15 protein-coding genes and 1 tRNA gene are annotated in these 15592 nt (G+C 71.4%); 7 read left to right on the forward strand and 9 right to left on the reverse strand.

The window, feature by feature from the left end:
• Window positions 1–114: 114 nt before the first annotated feature.
• From ACFVT5_RS04465 to ACFVT5_RS04485, 5 genes are all read left to right on the forward strand, one after another.
• Window positions 115–1482 (forward strand): peptidoglycan-binding protein, encoded by a 1368-nt coding sequence (locus ACFVT5_RS04465; protein WP_389882060.1) that lies wholly within the window; start codon window positions 115–117, stop codon window positions 1480–1482.
• Between the two features lie 11 nt (window positions 1483–1493).
• Window positions 1494–2903 carry an SPFH domain-containing protein gene (locus ACFVT5_RS04470; RefSeq protein ID WP_389881327.1) on the forward strand — a complete coding sequence of 470 codons (1410 nt, stop codon included), beginning with the start codon at window positions 1494–1496 and terminating at the stop codon, window positions 2901–2903.
• A gap of 175 nt (window positions 2904–3078) precedes the next feature.
• Window positions 3079–3678 (forward strand): lytic polysaccharide monooxygenase, encoded by a 600-nt coding sequence (locus tag ACFVT5_RS04475; RefSeq protein WP_389881329.1) that lies wholly within the window; start codon window positions 3079–3081, stop codon window positions 3676–3678.
• 145 nt (window positions 3679–3823) lie between these two features.
• Window positions 3824–4267, forward strand: a complete 444-nt coding sequence (locus ACFVT5_RS04480; protein ID WP_389881330.1) for a DUF3592 domain-containing protein — start codon at window positions 3824–3826, stop codon at window positions 4265–4267.
• A 26-nt stretch (window positions 4268–4293) separates the two neighbouring features.
• Window positions 4294–5952, forward strand: coding sequence for a long-chain-fatty-acid--CoA ligase (locus tag ACFVT5_RS04485; protein ID WP_389881332.1), 1659 nt, complete (start codon window positions 4294–4296; stop codon window positions 5950–5952).
• Between the two features lie 381 nt (window positions 5953–6333).
• Here ACFVT5_RS04485 and ACFVT5_RS04490 read toward each other — a convergent pair whose 3' ends face one another.
• The 7 genes from ACFVT5_RS04490 to ehuB form a co-directional block, all read right to left on the reverse strand.
• Window positions 6334–7050 carry a 4'-phosphopantetheinyl transferase gene (locus ACFVT5_RS04490; RefSeq protein WP_389881334.1) on the reverse strand — a complete coding sequence of 239 codons (717 nt, stop codon included), beginning with the start codon at window positions 7048–7050 and terminating at the stop codon, window positions 6334–6336.
• A gap of 82 nt (window positions 7051–7132) precedes the next feature.
• Window positions 7133–7206 (reverse strand) — tRNA-Lys (locus ACFVT5_RS04495).
• A 68-nt stretch (window positions 7207–7274) separates the two neighbouring features.
• Complete coding sequence (locus ACFVT5_RS04500) at window positions 7275–8033, reverse strand: IclR family transcriptional regulator (RefSeq protein WP_389881335.1); 759 nt, start codon at window positions 8031–8033, stop codon at window positions 7275–7277.
• Between the two features lie 190 nt (window positions 8034–8223).
• Window positions 8224–9057 carry an ectoine/hydroxyectoine ABC transporter ATP-binding protein EhuA gene (ehuA, locus tag ACFVT5_RS04505; protein WP_389881337.1) on the reverse strand — a complete coding sequence of 278 codons (834 nt, stop codon included), beginning with the start codon at window positions 9055–9057 and terminating at the stop codon, window positions 8224–8226.
• On the reverse strand, window positions 9047–9664 hold the full coding sequence (gene ehuD, locus ACFVT5_RS04510; protein WP_389882062.1) for an ectoine/hydroxyectoine ABC transporter permease subunit EhuD: 618 nt from the start codon (window positions 9662–9664) through the stop codon (window positions 9047–9049). Before ehuD ends, ehuA begins: the two co-directional genes overlap by 11 nt.
• Window positions 9665–9741: 77 nt before the next feature.
• Window positions 9742–10428 carry an ectoine/hydroxyectoine ABC transporter permease subunit EhuC gene (gene ehuC / locus ACFVT5_RS04515; RefSeq protein WP_389881339.1) on the reverse strand — a complete coding sequence of 229 codons (687 nt, stop codon included), beginning with the start codon at window positions 10426–10428 and terminating at the stop codon, window positions 9742–9744.
• Window positions 10425–11342 (reverse strand): ectoine/hydroxyectoine ABC transporter substrate-binding protein EhuB, encoded by a 918-nt coding sequence (ehuB, locus tag ACFVT5_RS04520; RefSeq protein ID WP_389881341.1) that lies wholly within the window; start codon window positions 11340–11342, stop codon window positions 10425–10427. Before ehuB ends, ehuC begins: the two co-directional genes overlap by 4 nt.
• A 105-nt stretch (window positions 11343–11447) precedes the next feature.
• Here ehuB and ACFVT5_RS04525 point away from each other — a divergent pair, with 105 nt between their 5' ends.
• Window positions 11448–11948, forward strand: coding sequence for a DUF3830 family protein (locus ACFVT5_RS04525; RefSeq protein ID WP_389881343.1), 501 nt, complete (start codon window positions 11448–11450; stop codon window positions 11946–11948).
• Window positions 11949–11995: 47 nt separating this feature from the next.
• Here the strand turns inward: ACFVT5_RS04525 and ACFVT5_RS04530 are convergent, their stop codons facing one another.
• A complete protein-coding gene (locus tag ACFVT5_RS04530; protein WP_389881345.1) occupies window positions 11996–13399 on the reverse strand; it encodes an amidase in 1404 nt (467 codons plus the stop codon).
• A 73-nt stretch (window positions 13400–13472) separates the two neighbouring features.
• Window positions 13473–14450, reverse strand: coding sequence for a D-2-hydroxyacid dehydrogenase (locus ACFVT5_RS04535; protein ID WP_389881347.1), 978 nt, complete (start codon window positions 14448–14450; stop codon window positions 13473–13475).
• Window positions 14451–14755: 305 nt separating this feature from the next.
• On the opposite strand from ACFVT5_RS04535, the gene ACFVT5_RS04540 reads away from it, so the two are divergent.
• Window positions 14756–15586 carry an aspartate/glutamate racemase family protein gene (locus ACFVT5_RS04540; RefSeq protein WP_389881349.1) on the forward strand — a complete coding sequence of 277 codons (831 nt, stop codon included), beginning with the start codon at window positions 14756–14758 and terminating at the stop codon, window positions 15584–15586.
• Window positions 15587–15592: the final 6 nt, after the last annotated feature.

Raw genomic sequence — 15592 nt, forward strand, 5'->3', positions numbered from 1 at the left:
CAGGTGGACGGCCAGTCTGTTTCCGGGGTCGCGGACAACCGTCCGGCCGGTCCGGGGCTGCCGGTCGCGCCGGGCGCTCCCGCCGGTTCCGGGCAGCCGGTGACGGGGGCCGCCGTGGGGCAATCCGTTGATTCGCCCGGTCCCGGGCAGCTGGCCGGCCAGTCCGCTCAGGAGCAGGCGGGTGCTCAGTCGGATCCGGGGCAGGCGAGTGCTCGGTCCGCTTCAGGGCAGCCCGCCGCTCCGCTCGGCCCCGGGCAACCCGCCCCTTCGTCCGCCCAGGAGCGGGCCGGTGCTCAGTCCGCTCACGGACGACCCGCTGCCCCGTCCGCTCACGGACAACCCCGTGACCCCCTCGATGACGAGCCGGACACCCCGCAGGGTACGAAGGCTCCGTTGCACGGTGGGGCGAGCGGGCCGCCGGGCACGGCGTCGACCCCGGTCAGGACGCCCCCGACGAGCCGGGCCGAGATCATCAACCGGGCCAAGGGGTGGATGGCGGCGAGGGTGCCGTACAGCATGTCCAAGTACTGGAGGGACGGGTACCGCCAGGACTGCTCGGGGTTCGTGTCGATGGCCTGGGGGCTCGGCCAGAACGAGTGGACCGGCAGCCTCGGGGCGTACGGGGTGCGGATCACCAAGGACGAGTTGCAGCCCGGCGACATGCTCCTCTTCCACAATCCGTCCGATCCGGAGAAGGGCTCGCACGTCACGATCTTCGGCGGCTGGGCGGATTACACGAGGACGTACTACACCGCCTACGAGCTGACCCCGCCGAACGCGCGCAAGCAGTCGACGCCGTACCCGTACTGGCAGTACTCCGACCGCTATGTGCCCTACCGGTACAAGGGCGTGAGGCCCGGCGGCGCCGTCCCCGCGGGTTCCCGGCCGTCCACCGGGGTCACGCCGTACCCGGGCAAGGCGTCCTTCGGGCCGGGCGCGAACAACAAGCACGTGACCCAGCTCGGCGCCATGCTCGCCGCCCGGGGCGGCCAGCGCTTCTACACCTCGGGTCCCGGACCGCGCTGGGGCGAGGCGGACCGGCGCGCGACCCAGGCGTTCCAGCAGGCCCAGGGCTGGAAGGGCGCCGACGCGGACGGCATCCCGGGTGCGGCCACCTGGGATCTGCTGGTGAAGGGGAAGGGGCAGGACATCCCGAAGGCGGCAGGCGCCCCGAAACCCGCCGGATCAGGAGGCACAGGGCAGTCCGGTGGGGGGAAGCCGGGCGGGTCGCCGTCGGCCGGTGTGCCCGCCTACCCCGGCCTGGGGGTCTTCCGCCCGGGGCAGTCCAACGCGTATGTCGAGCGGCTCGGCAGGCAGCTCGTGAAGAAGGGGTTCGGCAAGTACTACACGCGGGGTCCCGGACCGCGCTGGAGCGAGAGCGACCGGCGCTGCGTCGAGGCGTTCCAGCGCGCGCAGGGCTGGCGCGGCGCCGCGGCCGACGGTTACCCCGGCCCCGAGACCTGGCGGCGGCTCTTCTCATGACGGAGGCACGGATGAGCAGCACGACAACCCCGCGGTCCCCGCGGCCCGACGAACCCGGCGCTCGCCCGCCGCGGCTGATCCACAACGAGGTCACCACCGAGATCCCGGTCCATCTCCTGTTCCGCGACGAGCCCGAGGCGCCGCCGGTCGATCTGCCCCCGGCCGTCGTGGGCAGGCGCCACGGCACGGGCGAACAGCCCCGCACGGACCACCCGTTCCGCACGGGCGAACAGCCCCGCACGGACCACCCGTTCCGCACGGGCGAACAGCCCCGCACCGACCACCCGTTCCGCACGGGCGAACAGCCCCGTAGCGAGCACCCGTTCCGCGCGGACCAGCAGCCCTGGCCCGACCTCCGGTCCCCGCAGCGTGCGCCGGTGCGCCGTGCCGCGCCCGCGTCGGTCGGCGCCCGGTCCGCGCCGGACATCGGTCCCGTCCCGGTCGAACGGCTCGGCCGTGCCCTGCCGGGCGCGGTCGGTGTCCTGGCCGGACTCGCCGGCATCGCGGGCTGTCTGGTCACGCTGTGGTGGGCGGGCGTACTGCCCCCGCTGCTCGTCCAGCTCCTGGGCCTGCCGGCGTACGCGGGCGGTGGATACGCGGGGGTCGGGCTCGGGAAGGCCGGGCTCGGCGGCGCCGGGTTCGACGTACCCCGGCTGACCGGCAGGGGGCTCGGCGGCGGCGACATCAGCACCAGGCAGTGGGCCGCGCTCGCCGCCTCGGGCACCGTCGCCCTCTTCGGCTTCGGCGGCCTGGCCCGGGGCCGGGTCGGACGGGCCTCGGTGCTCACGCTCTTCGGCCGGTACCGGGGCAGCGTCCGGCGTACCGGTCTGATGTGGGTCAACCCGCTGCTGTTGCGGCGCGGAGTCGACGTACGGCTGCGGCACTGGCGCAGCGAGCCGATGCCGGCGGTCGACGCCAACGGGGTTGCGCTGCGGGCCGTGGTGCTCGTGGTGTGGCGGATCAAGGACACCGCGCGGGCGACGCTCGCCGTGGCGGACCATCAGGAGTATCTGCGGGAGTGCGTGGAGGCGGCGCTCGCCCGGGTCCTCTCGCAGTTGCCGGCCGACGCCTTCCGGCAGGACGCGCCGACGCTGCGGGACGCGGAGGCGGTCGGGGACGCGCTGACCGGGCTGCTCGCGGCGGAGACCGCGCCGGTCGGCCTGGAGGTGTTCTCGGCGCAGCCGACCCGGATCGAGTACGCGCCCGAGGTGGCGGCGGCGATGCAGCGGCGCCGGATCGCGGCGCTCGACGCGCAGCACCGCGACACCGTGCTCACGTCGGTGGTCGACTCGGTCGAGGACACGGTCACACGGCTCACCGTGCGGGGTCTCGTCGAGCTGGACGACTACGAGCGCAAGGCCCTGGTGAAGGATCTGACGGTCGCGTTCTGCACGGGCCGGAACGCCGACTCGCCGCCCTGACCTCTCGCCCTGATCCTTTGTCCTGCCCCTGTCCTGACCGGTTCCAGCCTGACCGGAACCGGCTCATCATTGGTATGGACATGTTCAACTAACGGCAATAATCTGAGACTTGGTCTAGACCGCAGCTCTGCGTACGCCTCACGGAACACCCCCACGTTTCCCCAGGAGCGGCAGCATGCGAAAAAAGATCTACGCGGCCATGCTCGGCCTCACCACCGTCGGCGCGTTCGTGCTGTCGGCCGGTGGCGCGAGCAGCCACGGCTACACCGATCTCCCCGTCAGTCGTCAGAAACTCTGTGCCACCGGTGGATCCGTCGCGAACTGCGGTGCCATCCAGTGGGAGCCCCAGAGTGTCGAGGGCCCGAAGGGCTTCCCGGGCGGCGGGCCTGCCGACGGCAGGATCTGCTCCGCGAACCTCACCCAGTTCAGCGCGCTCGACCAGCCGAAGACGCCGTCCGGGGGCGCCTGGCCCACCACGAAACTGAACGGCGGGCAGAGCTACACCTTCCGCTGGCAGTTCACGGCCAGGCACTCCACGACCGACTTCAGGTACTACATCACCAAGAACGGCTGGAACGAGAACGCTCCGCTGACCCGGGCCGCGCTCGACACGACCCCGTTCCTGACGGTGCCGTACAGCGGCCAGCCGCCGGCCACGCTCTCGCACTCGGGCACCGTCCCGTCCGGCAGGAGCGGGCACCACGTGATCCTCGCGGTGTGGACGATCGCCGACACCGGGAACGCGTTCTACGCCTGCTCGGACGTCACGTTCTGACCGGGCAAGCACTGAGTAATCCGAGCATCCCCAGCTCTCTGAGCATTACCTGAGGCTTCACCGAACCCCCCACAGGTAGGTTCTGCGCACGCCACTCCACGCGTGGCGTGCGCAGGGCCGAACCGGCCGACACGGGGGGTATGTCATGGAGTTCATGTTCTACGCGGTGCCGTCGCTCATCGCGGCGTTGGCGCTGTTCATGGCCGCGAAGACGATCACGCGCTGGCTGGAGGTGCGCCGGGCCTGGAACAGCGGGCTGACGGCGGAGGCGCGCTGTCTGCGGACGTACACGACGACCCGGCGCGACAGCGATTCGGGACACACGTACACGACCCTGCACCATGTCTACGAGTTCACGACCCGCGACGGCCGGTCCGTCCGGTTCGAGGAGGCCGACGGGCCCGGCACGGTCATCGAAGGCGACGTCGTCGTCGTGCACTACGCCGCCGAGCGGCCCGAGAAGGCCACGGCCCGGCCGGTCGCTCCCGTCAAGGCCGGACTGGCACTCGCCGGCATCCTGGTCTTCCTCGGCGTCGTCATCGCCTTCTGCGCCGGGTTCATGGTGACCGCCGCGAACATGTTCTTCTGACGCTCCGTCAATTATGGTGCGCGGTCATGGGATCCCAGGCGATGACCGTCGCGGAGCTGGTCCGGCGGGGGTGGGGCGACCACCGCCCCGGGCTGTGGTGCGAGGACCGGACGCTGAGCCATCACGAGGTCGCCGCGGGCGCGGCGGCGCGGGCCGCGCTGCTGGCCGACCTGCTGCCGCCCGGCGCCCCGCCCCACCTCGGTGTGCTGCTCGACAACACCCCCGAATACCCGCTGTGGCTGAGCGCCGCCGCGCTCGCCGGGGCCGCCGTCGCGGGCGTCAACCCGACCCGGCGCGGCCCCGAACTCGCCCGCGACATCCGGCACACCGAGTGCCGCGTGCTGATCACCGAGCGGAGCCGGCTGCCGCTCCTGGACGGCCTCGAACTGCCGGGCGTACGCGTCCTGGTGACCGACACGGACGCCTACGCGGAACTGCTCGCGCCCTACGCCGGTGCCGAACCCGACGCCGGCCGGGCCCGGCCGGGGGACCGGCTGCTGCTCTACTTCACCTCCGGCTCGACCGGGGCGCCCAAGGCGGCGATCTGCACCCAGGGCCGGCTCGCCGCCGCGGGCCGCTCCCTCGCCGACCACTTCGCCGTGGGACCGGACGACGTGCACTACATCTGCATGCCCCTCTTCCACGGCAACGCCGTCATCGCCGACTGGGCGCCCGCGCTCGCCGCCGGGGCCGGGGTCGCGCTGCGCCGCCGCTTCTCCGCGTCCCGGTTCCTCGACGACGTACGCGCCTACCGGGCCACGTACTTCACCTACGTGGGCCGGGCCGTGCAGTACCTCCTCGCGACCCCGCCGCGCCCCGACGACCGGGAGCACACGCTGCGCATCGGCTTCGGCACCGAGGCGGGGGCGGTGGACGCGGCCCGTTTCGAGGAGCGGTTCGGGGTACGCCTGGTCGAGGGGTACGGGTCGTCCGAGGGCGGCGCCGCGATCCAGCGCACCCCCGGGACACCGGTGGGCGCCGTGGGCCGGGCCGCGCCCGGCGACGACCTCGCGGTGGTCGACCCCGAGACCCGTACGGAGTGTCCCCCGGCGACCTTCGACACGGCGGGCCGCCTGCTCAACGGCGATGTGTCTATAGGGGAGTTGGTCAACCGCGGCCCCAACCCCTTCGAGGGGTACTGGCGCAACCCCGAGGCCGACGCCGCCCGCCGGCGCGGAGGCTGGTACTGGACCGGGGACCTCTTCTACCGCGACGCCGACGGCTTCCTGTACTTCGCGGGCCGCACCGACGACCGGCTGCGCGTCGACAGCGAGAACCTGGCCGCCGCGATGATCGAGAACATCCTCGCGCGATACGGGGGTGCCGCCGCCGTGGCCGTGTACGCGGTGCCGGATCCCGTGGCCGGCGACCAGGTCATGGCGGCCCTCGCCCTCCACGACGGAGCCTCCTTCGACCCCCTGGCCTTCGCCGAATTCCTCGACTCCCAACCGGACTTGGGTACGAAGATGGCGCCGCGTTTCGTCCGGGTGGTCGACCGGATGCCGGTGACGGCGACGAACAAAGTGCACCGCGTGGCTTTGCGGCGACAGGGGTTCGGCACCGCGGAACCGGTCTGGTGGCGCCCACCCGGCACCCCGGGCTACCGCCCCCTGACCCCGACGGACTTGACCGCCCTGCGGGCAGAATTCCAGGCCCAGGGCAGACAGCACCTGTTCCCGGACTGACGGACCTCACCGACCCGCCCTTGCCTCTGGCTGTCCCGGCCCCTTGGCGCTGGCGGGCTGGACTGCCCTTCGGGCGGAGTTCCAAGGTGAGGGCAGAGAAGATCTGCTCGCGGGCTGACCGCTGCCACCTGTTCCGCCGGACACTCGCCGTCGTGGCGGGCCACCGCTGCGGCGGGATGAAATACGGGCCTCGCCGGCCCGCCCCCGCCTCTGGCCGTCCCGGCCCCCGCGCCTTGCCGGACGGACCCCGGCACTCGTGGGCCCGGACCCCGCCCCTTGCCGTCCCGCACCCCCCCCTTGCCGTCCCGCACCGCCCCCCCCGTGCCGTCCCGCACCGCTCCCCTTGTCGGACGGACCCCGGCTCTCGTCCGGTGGCGGTTTCTAATGGGTGGGTGGGTGGGGAAAAGTTGGAACCGCCGTCGAGGTCAGGACCAGGCCGCCGCTGCTGTGCCAGCGGCCCGTGATGTGGGTCAGGGGGGTACCCCCTACCGTCGGGCCCGGTACCAGGAACTTGGCGCGGAAAGAATTCTCCCGTGCCGAGAGGGTGACTTCGGCCTCCTCGAAACCCAGCCAGCGGCCCGTCAGCGGATACCACGCCTTGTAGACGCTCTCCTTGGCGCTGAACAGGAGCCGGTCCCAGTGGACTTCCAGGTCGGGGTGGGCCGCCGCCAGTTCGGCGAGGTGGTCGCGCTCCCCGGGCAGGGCGATGAGGGCGAGCGTGTCACGGTCGGGGAGCGGCGCGTTCGGCTCGGCGTCCAGGCCCAGGGCCACCAGATCCGTGCGGTGCGCCACCGCCGCCGCCCGGTACCCGGCGCAGTGCGTCAGGCTGCCGACCACGCCCTCGGGCCAGAGCGGCGCCCCGCGAGGATCGCGCAGGATCGGCGCCGCCGGGTACCCGAGCCGGGCCAGCGCCTCACGGGCACAGAGGCGGGCGGTGGTGAACTCGCGCCGCCGCTTCGGTACGGCCCGCGCGATCAGCGCCTCCTCCTCGGGGAACAGCACCGCGTCCGGCGGATCGTGGAACATCTCGACATGGACCACGGAGGCCGGGAACAGGGGCGAGGAGTCGGTACCTGTGCCGGTACCTGTGCCGGTCATGTCCGTATCCTCCGCTCGGCCCCGTCCGGAACGCGACCGGGGCCCCTCGGAAACCGAGGAGCCCCATGCCGTACCGCGTCTGTGCGCCGCCAGGGACTCGAACCCCGGACCCGCTGATTAAGAGTCAGCTGCTCTAACCAACTGAGCTAGCGGCGCGCGCTGACGCAGAAAATAGTACCTGGTCCGGAAGGGTGCTCCGGCCGCCGAACCCACGCGCCACGCTGCTAGAGCGTCAGCGACAGCAGGACCGGTGCCGCCTCGCGGTTCAGGGTGTCCGCGGCCTCCCGTAACCGGTGTGCCTGCTCCACCGGAAGGGACAGGGCGAGTGCGCCGGCCGATGAGCCCGCGGTGATCGGCACGGCCGCGCAGACCGTCCCCACCGCGTACTCCTGGAGGTCCAGCACCGGCACCGTCGCGGGGTGGGCGTCGAGCCGGTTCAGCAGGACCCGCTCGTCGGTGATGGTCCGCGAGGTCAGCCGGGCCATCCGGTGCCGGGCGAGATGGTCGCGGCGGCCGTCCAGGTCGAGTTGCCCGAGCAGGCTCTTGCCGACCGCGCTGGCGTGCGCCGACTTCCGGAAGTCCACCCACTCGTGCACCGCGGGCGTCAGCGGCCCGTCCGCGCACTGGGTGATCCGGACCTCGCCGTCGATGTACCGGCTGACGTAGATCGCCGCGCCCAGACTCTCGCGCAGCCGGTCCAGGGTCTGCTGGAGGGTTTCGCGCAGCGCCTGGTCCCGGCCGTGCGCGGCGGCGAGCCGGTTCAGGGCGTCGCCGGTGACATAGGCGGCATCGGTGAGCTGGGCCACGTACCCCTCGCGGCGCAGCATCCGCAGCAGGGGTGCCAGGCGGTCGGCGGGCAGCCCGGTCTCGCGGGACAGCTCCGGCTCCGTCACCCCCGTACCGCGCCGGGAGACGAGGTCGAGCACCCGCAGTGCGTGCTGTACCGACTGGTACGGCGCGGTCGACTCGTGCTTCAGCGCCACGGCATCTCCCTGGATGGGCCTCTTCCGGACGGCTGGGCTGCGTCCACGATAGCCGTCAACCGGGTCCCGGGGCGCGCCTGTTGACGAAGATTGTCCGCGCGCCCCGACCCCTTTCAACAGGGGCGCGACACCTCTGGCATATGCCTGAGGCACGCCACGGAGCCCCGACCTGGATGGTTACCGTCCGTGCTCACAGCACTGCGCTCAGAAACTCACGGGTCCGCTCCTGCTCCGGCTCGCTGAACATTTTCTCCGGCGACCCGGACTCGATGACCCGCCCGGCGTCGAACATCAGCACCTGGTCGGAGATGTCCCGGGCGAAGTTCATCTCGTGGGTCACGCAGAGCATCGTGATGTCCGTGGTGCGGGCGATGTCCCTGAGGACGTCGAGGACACCCGCGACGAGTTCCGGGTCGAGCGCGGACGTCACCTCGTCCAGGAGCAGCACCTGGGGCCGCATCGCGAGCGCCCGCGCGATGGCGACCCGCTGCTGCTGCCCGCCGGACAACTGTGTCGGATAGGCGTCGCAGCGGTCACCGAGCCCGACCATGTCGAGGAGTTCCCTGGCCCGCTCCTCCGCCTCGTCCTTGGACAGGCCGAGTACGGTCACGGGTGCCTCGGTGATGTTGCGCAGCACCTTCATGTTCGGGAAGAGGTTGAACTGCTGGAACACCATCCCGATGTTCTTGCGGACCTCCCGGACATGCTTCTCACCGGCCGGGACCAGCTTGCCGTTCCTCTCCTCGTGCGTGAGGAAGTCGCCGCCGACCTTGATCGTGCCCTCGTCGGGCTTCAGCAGCGTCATCAGCAGCCGCAGGATCGTCGTCTTGCCGGAGCCGGAGGGACCGATCAGCGTGACGTGCTTGCCGGAGGCGACCGAGAAGTCGAGCCGGTCGAGGACGGTGGTGTCGCCGAACCGCTTGGTGACGTTGTCGAACCGGATCAGCTCGCTGCCGTCGACGGCCGGATTGGCCTGTTCCTTGTGGGGGTCCTGATGCGGGCGGGGGCTGGTGTCAGCGGACAAGACGACGCTCCAGGGTTCGGATCAACAGCGAGGACGGATAGGCGATGAGGATGAAGGCGACCCCGACGACGGTCAGCGCCTCGGTGTACTGGAAGGTCTGCGCGGCCTCCAGACGCGAGCGCTGCAACAGTTCGAGCACCCCGATCCCGGCGAGCAGCGGGGTGTCCTTGAGCATCGCGATGACGTAGTTGCCGAGCGCCGGTATCACCCGGCGGACGGCCTGCGGCAGGATCACCGCGGTCCAGGTGCGGCCGTACGGCAGGCTCAACGCCCTGGCCGCCTCCCACTGCCCGGCCGGTACGGCCTCGATGCCCGCGCGGTAGACCTGCGCGGTGTACGTCGAGTAGTGCAGCCCGATCGCCACGATGCCGGTGGTCAGGGCGGAGAACTGGATGCCCCACTCCGGCAGCACGAAGAACAGGAAGAACAACTGCACGAGCAGGGGGGTGTTGCGGACGAACTCGGTGAAGACACCGACCGGCCACCGGACGAAACGGGTCGGGGCGCGCAGGGCCAGCGCCCACACCAGACCGACCGAGAACGAGATCAGCGAACCGAGCGCCAGGACCTGGAGGGTGGTGACGACGCCGTCCCAGAAGTGCGGCATGAAGTCCCCGACGGCGGACCAGTCCCAGCTGTCCGCCGCCACGGTCGTACCCCCGCTGCTCGCTATATACGTGGTGTTCACGCGACGCCCCCTCCCGTGCCGGCGGGCTCCGGGCGCCGGCCGATCCCGGCCTTGGTCTTCCGTTCCAGGGCGCGCATCCCGCGCGTCAGGAGGAACGCGATCACGAAGTAGATGACCAGCGTGATCGCGTAGATCTGCGCGCTCTCCTGGGTGGCGAGCCGGACCAGATAGGCGGCGAAGGACACATCGCCGATACCGAGCAGCGAGACCAGGGCGGTGCCCTTGAGCAGCTCGATCAGCAGATTGTTGAACGGCGGGATCATCTCCGGCACCGCCTGCGGCAGCAGGATCAGCCGCATCCGCTGCCAGGGCGTGAAGCTCAGCGCGACGCCCGCCTCACGCTGCGCGGGCGCCACCGCGCCCAGCGCGCCCCGCACGACCTCGGCGCCGTACGCGCCGTAGGACAGGCCGAGCGCGAGGACCGCGGCCCACATCGGGACCAGTGACCAGCCCGCGAGCTGCGGCAGCACGAAGAAGATCCAGAACATCAGGACCAGCGCCGACGTACCGCGGAATATCTCGGTGTACAGACCGGCGAGGAAGCGTATGAAGCGCAGCCGGTGGGTTCGGGCGATGCCCACGCCGAAGGCGACCGCGGTCGCCAGCGCGGCGCTGTAGACAGTGAGTTGGAGGGTGACCCAGATTCCGGGGAGCACCCAGTTCTGCCAGAGTCCCGCTGTCATCGGCACAGCTCCTCTGCCGTCAGCGTGGTCATCTCGGCCTCGGTGAAGCCGAACGGCCGCAGGATGCGGAAGAGTTCGCCGCTGTCCTTCATCTTGTGGATCTCCACGTTGAAGGCGTCCCGCAGCTTGGTGTCGTTCGGCCGGAAGGTGAACCCGCCGCCGTCGATCCGCTTCTCGCCCTTGATCAGGGGCGCGAACGGCTCGGTAGCCTCCGCCTTCGCGCTCTTCTTCGTCACCTCACGGGTGGTGAGCGCGGTCCCGGCGAACACGTCGATCCGCCCGGCCTCCACCGCGTTCAGGCCCGCGACCTGGTCCTGGAGGATGACGATGTCCTTCTCCGGGTACCCCGAGTCGACGGCGTACTGGATCTCCGCGTACCCCGTCCCCGTACCGAACTTCGCCTTGGTCCGTACGACGTCCTGGTACGAGCGCAGGTTCTTCGGGTTGCCCTTGCGGACGATGAACGAGTCGAGCATCTGGTACTCGGGGTCCGAGAAGATGACCTGCTGGCAGCGTTCCTTGTTGATGTACATACCGGCGGAGACCACATCGAACTGCTGGGTCTGGAGCCCGGGGATCAGTGAGCTGAAGTCCGTCGCCACGGGCTGCACCTGGTCCACACCCAGCCGCTTGAAGATCACCTTCGCCAGCTCGACGGCCTCACCGGTGAACTCGCCGTCGTCGTCGATATAGCCGTACGGCACCTCACCGGCGATGCCGAGGCGGACGGTGCCCTGCGATTTCAGCCGGGCCAGGGTGTCGCCGCTGGGCACGCGGCTGCATCCCGCGGCGCCGAGCGCCCCGGCGGCACCGACCGCCGCTGCGCCCGCGAGCAGGGCGCGTCTGCCGAATCGGGGAGAGCCGGGCGCCGTCCGGCCTATGGTCTCTGCGTCGTTTCCGAATGGTGGAGCCATGGCCGCGCGGCTACCCCGGCTCACGCGAGGTATGCGGATCATTTCGAGCCCCTGATGCTTCCGTGACCCGGGTATGCGCCGGTGACCCCTGGGAACCCTTGGTGCATGACTGATCGCTATCTCGACATCGCCCTGACCCGGCGCGGTGTGCACTGCACCGCGAAACTCCTCACCGACCGGGCACCGCTGACCTGCGCCGCCGTCTGGGACGCGCTGCCGCTGGAAGGTGACGTGTACCACGCCAAATACGCCCGGAACGAGATCTACGCCCTGTTCCCGCCGTTCGCCGCCGAGGAGCCCCCGCTGGAGAACCCGACGGTGACCCCGATCCCCGGGGACCTCTGCTACTTCACGTTCAACGGCACCCAGCTCGGCAGCCAGGCGTACGGCTACGGCTCGGGCTCCGGTGTCGCGGCGGGCGCCACCACGGTCGACCTGGCCCTGTTCTACGAGCGCAACAACCTGCTGCTCAACGGGGACGTCGGCTGGGTCCCGGGGATCGTCTGGGGCCAGGTGGTCGAAGGGCTGGACGCGATGGCGGAGGCCGCGAACGACCTGTGGCGGGCCGGCGCGCTGGGCGAGACGCTCACCTTCCGACGGGCCTGAAAGGCCCTTGCCGCTACGGGAGCGACGCCCCTACGGCACCGACGCCTCTACGGCACCGATGGCGCCGGAATTCCCGCGATCCCGGCCTCGTACAGCGCGTGGGCCGTGCGCAGCACCGTCCGGTCCCCGTGCCGGGCCGCCACGATCTGGAGCCCGACCGGCAGCCCGTCCCCGTCGAGACCGCACGGCACGGTCGCGGCGGGCTGCTGCGTCATGTTGAACGGGTACGTGAACGGCGTCCACCCCGTCCACCGGCGCGCCCCGCTCCCCGCGGGCACCTCGGCCCCCGCCTCGAACGCGGTCAGCGGCATCGTCGGCGTCACCAGTACGTCGTACGTCTCGTGGAACCGGCCCATCCGGCGCCCCAGTTCCGCCCGGGTGTCCGTGGCGGTGATGTAGTCCTGGGCGCTGTAGCGGGCGCCGGCCGTGATGATCTCGCGCAGCCCCGGGTCGAGCAGCTCGCGCCGGTCAGGACCGAGCGCGTGCGTCACGCCGGCCGCGCCGCTGAACCACAGGGTGTGGAAGGCGTCCACCGGCTCCGTCAGATCGGGGTCGGTCTCCTCGACGTACGCGCCGAGTCCGGCCAGGCCCTCCACGGCCCGCCGCACGGCGGCGGCGACGGCGGGGCGTACCGCGACCTGGCCGCCGAGCGTCGGCGAGAACGCGACCCGCAGCCCGCGCACCCCGCCGTCGATGCCGTCCAGGAAGCTTCCGGTGACCGGCCCGAGCTGGGACCAGTCCCGCGCGTCGGGCCCGCTGATCACGTCCATCATCAGCGCCGCGTCCGCCGCGTCCCGTGTCATCGGCCCCACATGGGACAGCGTCCCGAAGGCGCTCACCGGATACAGCGGCACCCGTCCGTACGTCGGCTTCAGCCCGAAGATCCCGCAGAACGACGCGGGGATACGGACACTGCCGCCGCCGTCCGTACCGAGCGACAGCGGTCCCGCGCCGACCGCCACCGCGACCGCGCTGCCCCCGCTGGAGCCGCCCGAGGTCCGCGCGGTGTCGTACGGGTTGCGGGTCACGCCGTACCGCGGGGAGTCCGTGACACCCTTCCAGCCGAACTCGGGCGTCGTCGTCTTCGCCACGAACACCGCGCCGTGCTCCCGCAGCCGCGCCACGGACGGCGCGTCCTCGTCCCAGGACCCGTCCGCGTCGACCGTCAGGGAACCGCGCAGCGTCGGGTGTCCGCGCATCAGGAGCAGGTCCTTGACCGTGACCGGGACACCGTCGAGCAGCCCGGCCGGTTCACCGCGCTGCCAGCGGTCGGCGGACGCGCGCGCCGCCGCCAGGGACTCGTCCCCGTTCACGAGCACGAACGCGTTGACGGCGTCCTGTGTCTCCTCGATCCGCCGCAGCACCGCCTCCACCGCGTCCACGGGGCTGAACTCGCCCTTGCGGTAGCCGTCCACGAGCTGGGCCGCCGTCAGATCCGTGAGCCGCGTCATGCACCCTCCAGGGCTTGCCGTTCCGTGACCGGGTTCAGTGACCGGTTTCGTGAACCGGGTTCAGTGACCGGTTTCAGTCACCGGGGACATACCCACGTTTCTTGTCGACCACGTTCAACAGCGGCTTTCCGGCCACCCAGCGCTCGTACTGCTCCACGAACTGGGTGCCCAACTCGTCCCGCCAGCCGACCGTGTCCCCGCTCATGTGCGGCGAGACGATCAGTCCCGGTGCGCTCCACAGGGGGCTGTCCGGCGGCAGCGGCTCGTCCGTGAAGACGTCCAGGGCCGCGCCCGCGATCCAACGGTGCTCCAGCGCGGCCACCAGGTCCGCCTCCACGACCAGCGGGCCGCGCCCCACATTGATGAACCGCGCCGACGGCTGCATCAGGCCGAACCGCCGCGCGTCGAACATGCCCCGGGTGTCGTCGGTCAGCGGCGCCGCGCACACCACCCAGTCGGCGCGCGCCGCCAGCCGGTCCAACTCGGCGGGCCCGTGCACTCCGGAGCGTGCGGTGCGGCCCACCACGGCCGTGAGGACGCCGAGCGCCTTCAGCGTCCCGGCGATGGCTTGCCCGATCGGCCCTGAACCGACCACGCAGGCCCGGGTGCCGGACACCTTCAGCGTCTCGCGGTGCCGCCATTCGCGCCGCTCCTGGAGGGCGAGGGTGCGCGGCAGATCCTTGGCCATGGCGAGCACGAGTCCGCCGACGTACTCGGCGATGGGCCGGTCGAAGACACCGCGCGCGTTGGTGACGACCGTGTCCGACGCGGCGAGTTCCGGACCGAGCAGATGGTCGACGCCCGCGCTCGCCGTGTGCACCCAGCCGGGGCGCGGCCCCTCACCCGGCCATGCCCCGCGCACCGCGTCCGAGCGGAAATCCCACACCAACAGCGCATCGGCGTCCGGAAGTCGGTCCGCGAGCCCCGCCGCGTCGGTGTGCACGATCCTGGCCCGCCCGGTCAGCCGTCCGAGGCGGGGCGGCGGGTCCGCGTCGAGGACGAGGAGGGTCGGGGGGCGGGAGGTCGGGGGGTGGGAAGTCGCTTCGGACATGGTCGGGAAACCGTTTCGCAATGCGGATCCGCTTCTCTGGTTGCCGTCGGAGTTGTCGTCCGAGTCGTTGTCCGATGTGTCGTCCGGGCAGCCGTCCGAGCTGGGCTGTTCTGGTTGTCCGAGAGGGGCGGATTGACCACGCTGGCACCCGAAACTACCTTCGTCAACACGGGCCTGTGTCTCTCGACCCGCACCATCCCGTCCCGACGTCCCGGCCTGTTGCCGGCTCTCTGTCCCCGGCCACCGGCGGCCGTACCTCCGGACACCGCTGGCCTCGCACGCTCTTACCCACTCTGGGGCCTGCTATGGACGTCTCCTTCGTCTCCTTCCTCGGTGGACCACACCCCCAACGCGGGATCGGTGTGGTCGCCCCCTTCGACTTCGCCCTCGACCGCGAACTGTGGCGCTGGGTGCCCGACGACATCTCGCTGTTCCTGACCCGAACGCCGTACGTGCCCGTCGAGGTCAGCCTCGACCTGGCGCGCCTGGTCAGCGAGCACGAGACCCTCGGCGAGGCGGTACGCGCGCTCGGCGCCGCCGAACCCGAGGTCATCGCCTACGCCTGCACCTCCGGCAGCTTCGTCGGCGGTATCGCCGGTGAGCGCGCCATGTGCGAGGCGATGACCCGCGCGGGCGCCCTGCCCTCGCTCACCACGTCCGGCGCCCTGCTGGACGCCCTGGCCGAACTGTCGGCCCGCAGGATCGCCCTGGTCACGCCGTACACGACCTCCGTGACCCGGTCCCTGGAGGACTACCTCGCCGAGGCCGGCGTCGTCGTCACGGGCCGCGCCAGCCTCGGACTGACCCGGCACATCTGGAAGGTGCCCTACCGGGACGTCGTGACCATGGCGAGGCATGCTGTACGTGGGGCCGCTGACGCACTGTTCATCAGCTGTACGAACCTGCCGACGTACGACGTGATCCCCCAGTTGGAGGCCGAACTGCGGATGCCGGTGATCTCCGCGAACCAGGTGACGATGTGGGCAGCCCTGCGTCGATTGGGTACGCGTGCGGTGGGGCCGTATCAGGCGCTGCTCGATCCCGGCGCGAGGCCGGGCGCGGTGCAGCTCGACACGCCTCCCGCACCGGGCGGGGGGACACCGACCCTGCCCGACGGTCCTCCGCCGCTGCCCTGAGGGTGC

Source organism: Streptomyces sp. NPDC058001 (assembly GCF_042886315.1).
GTDB lineage: Bacteria > Actinomycetota > Actinomycetes > Streptomycetales > Streptomycetaceae > Streptomyces.

Bases quoted from the DNA above. Each gene is read 5' to 3' on its own strand.
- ACFVT5_RS04475 (WP_389881329.1), top strand. From the start codon at position 3,079: ATGCGAAAAAAGATCTACGCGGCCATGCTCGGCCTCACCACCGTCGGC.
- ACFVT5_RS04540 (WP_389881349.1), top strand. From the start codon at position 14,756: ATGGACGTCTCCTTCGTCTCCTTCCTCGGTGGACCACACCCCCAACGC.
- ACFVT5_RS04530 (WP_389881345.1), bottom strand. From the start codon at position 13,399: ATGACGCGGCTCACGGATCTGACGGCGGCCCAGCTCGTGGACGGCTAC.
- ACFVT5_RS04480 (WP_389881330.1), top strand. From the start codon at position 3,824: ATGGAGTTCATGTTCTACGCGGTGCCGTCGCTCATCGCGGCGTTGGCG.
- ehuC (WP_389881339.1), bottom strand. From the start codon at position 10,428: ATGACAGCGGGACTCTGGCAGAACTGGGTGCTCCCCGGAATCTGGGTC.
- ehuB (WP_389881341.1), bottom strand. From the start codon at position 11,342: ATGGCTCCACCATTCGGAAACGACGCAGAGACCATAGGCCGGACGGCG.
- ACFVT5_RS04525 (WP_389881343.1), top strand. From the start codon at position 11,448: ATGACTGATCGCTATCTCGACATCGCCCTGACCCGGCGCGGTGTGCAC.
- ACFVT5_RS04535 (WP_389881347.1), bottom strand. From the start codon at position 14,450: ATGTCCGAAGCGACTTCCCACCCCCCGACCTCCCGCCCCCCGACCCTC.
- ACFVT5_RS04470 (WP_389881327.1), top strand. From the start codon at position 1,494: ATGAGCAGCACGACAACCCCGCGGTCCCCGCGGCCCGACGAACCCGGC.
- ehuD (WP_389882062.1), bottom strand. From the start codon at position 9,664: ATGCCGCACTTCTGGGACGGCGTCGTCACCACCCTCCAGGTCCTGGCG.
- ACFVT5_RS04485 (WP_389881332.1), top strand. From the start codon at position 4,294: ATGGGATCCCAGGCGATGACCGTCGCGGAGCTGGTCCGGCGGGGGTGG.
- ACFVT5_RS04490 (WP_389881334.1), bottom strand. From the start codon at position 7,050: ATGACCGGCACAGGTACCGGCACAGGTACCGACTCCTCGCCCCTGTTC.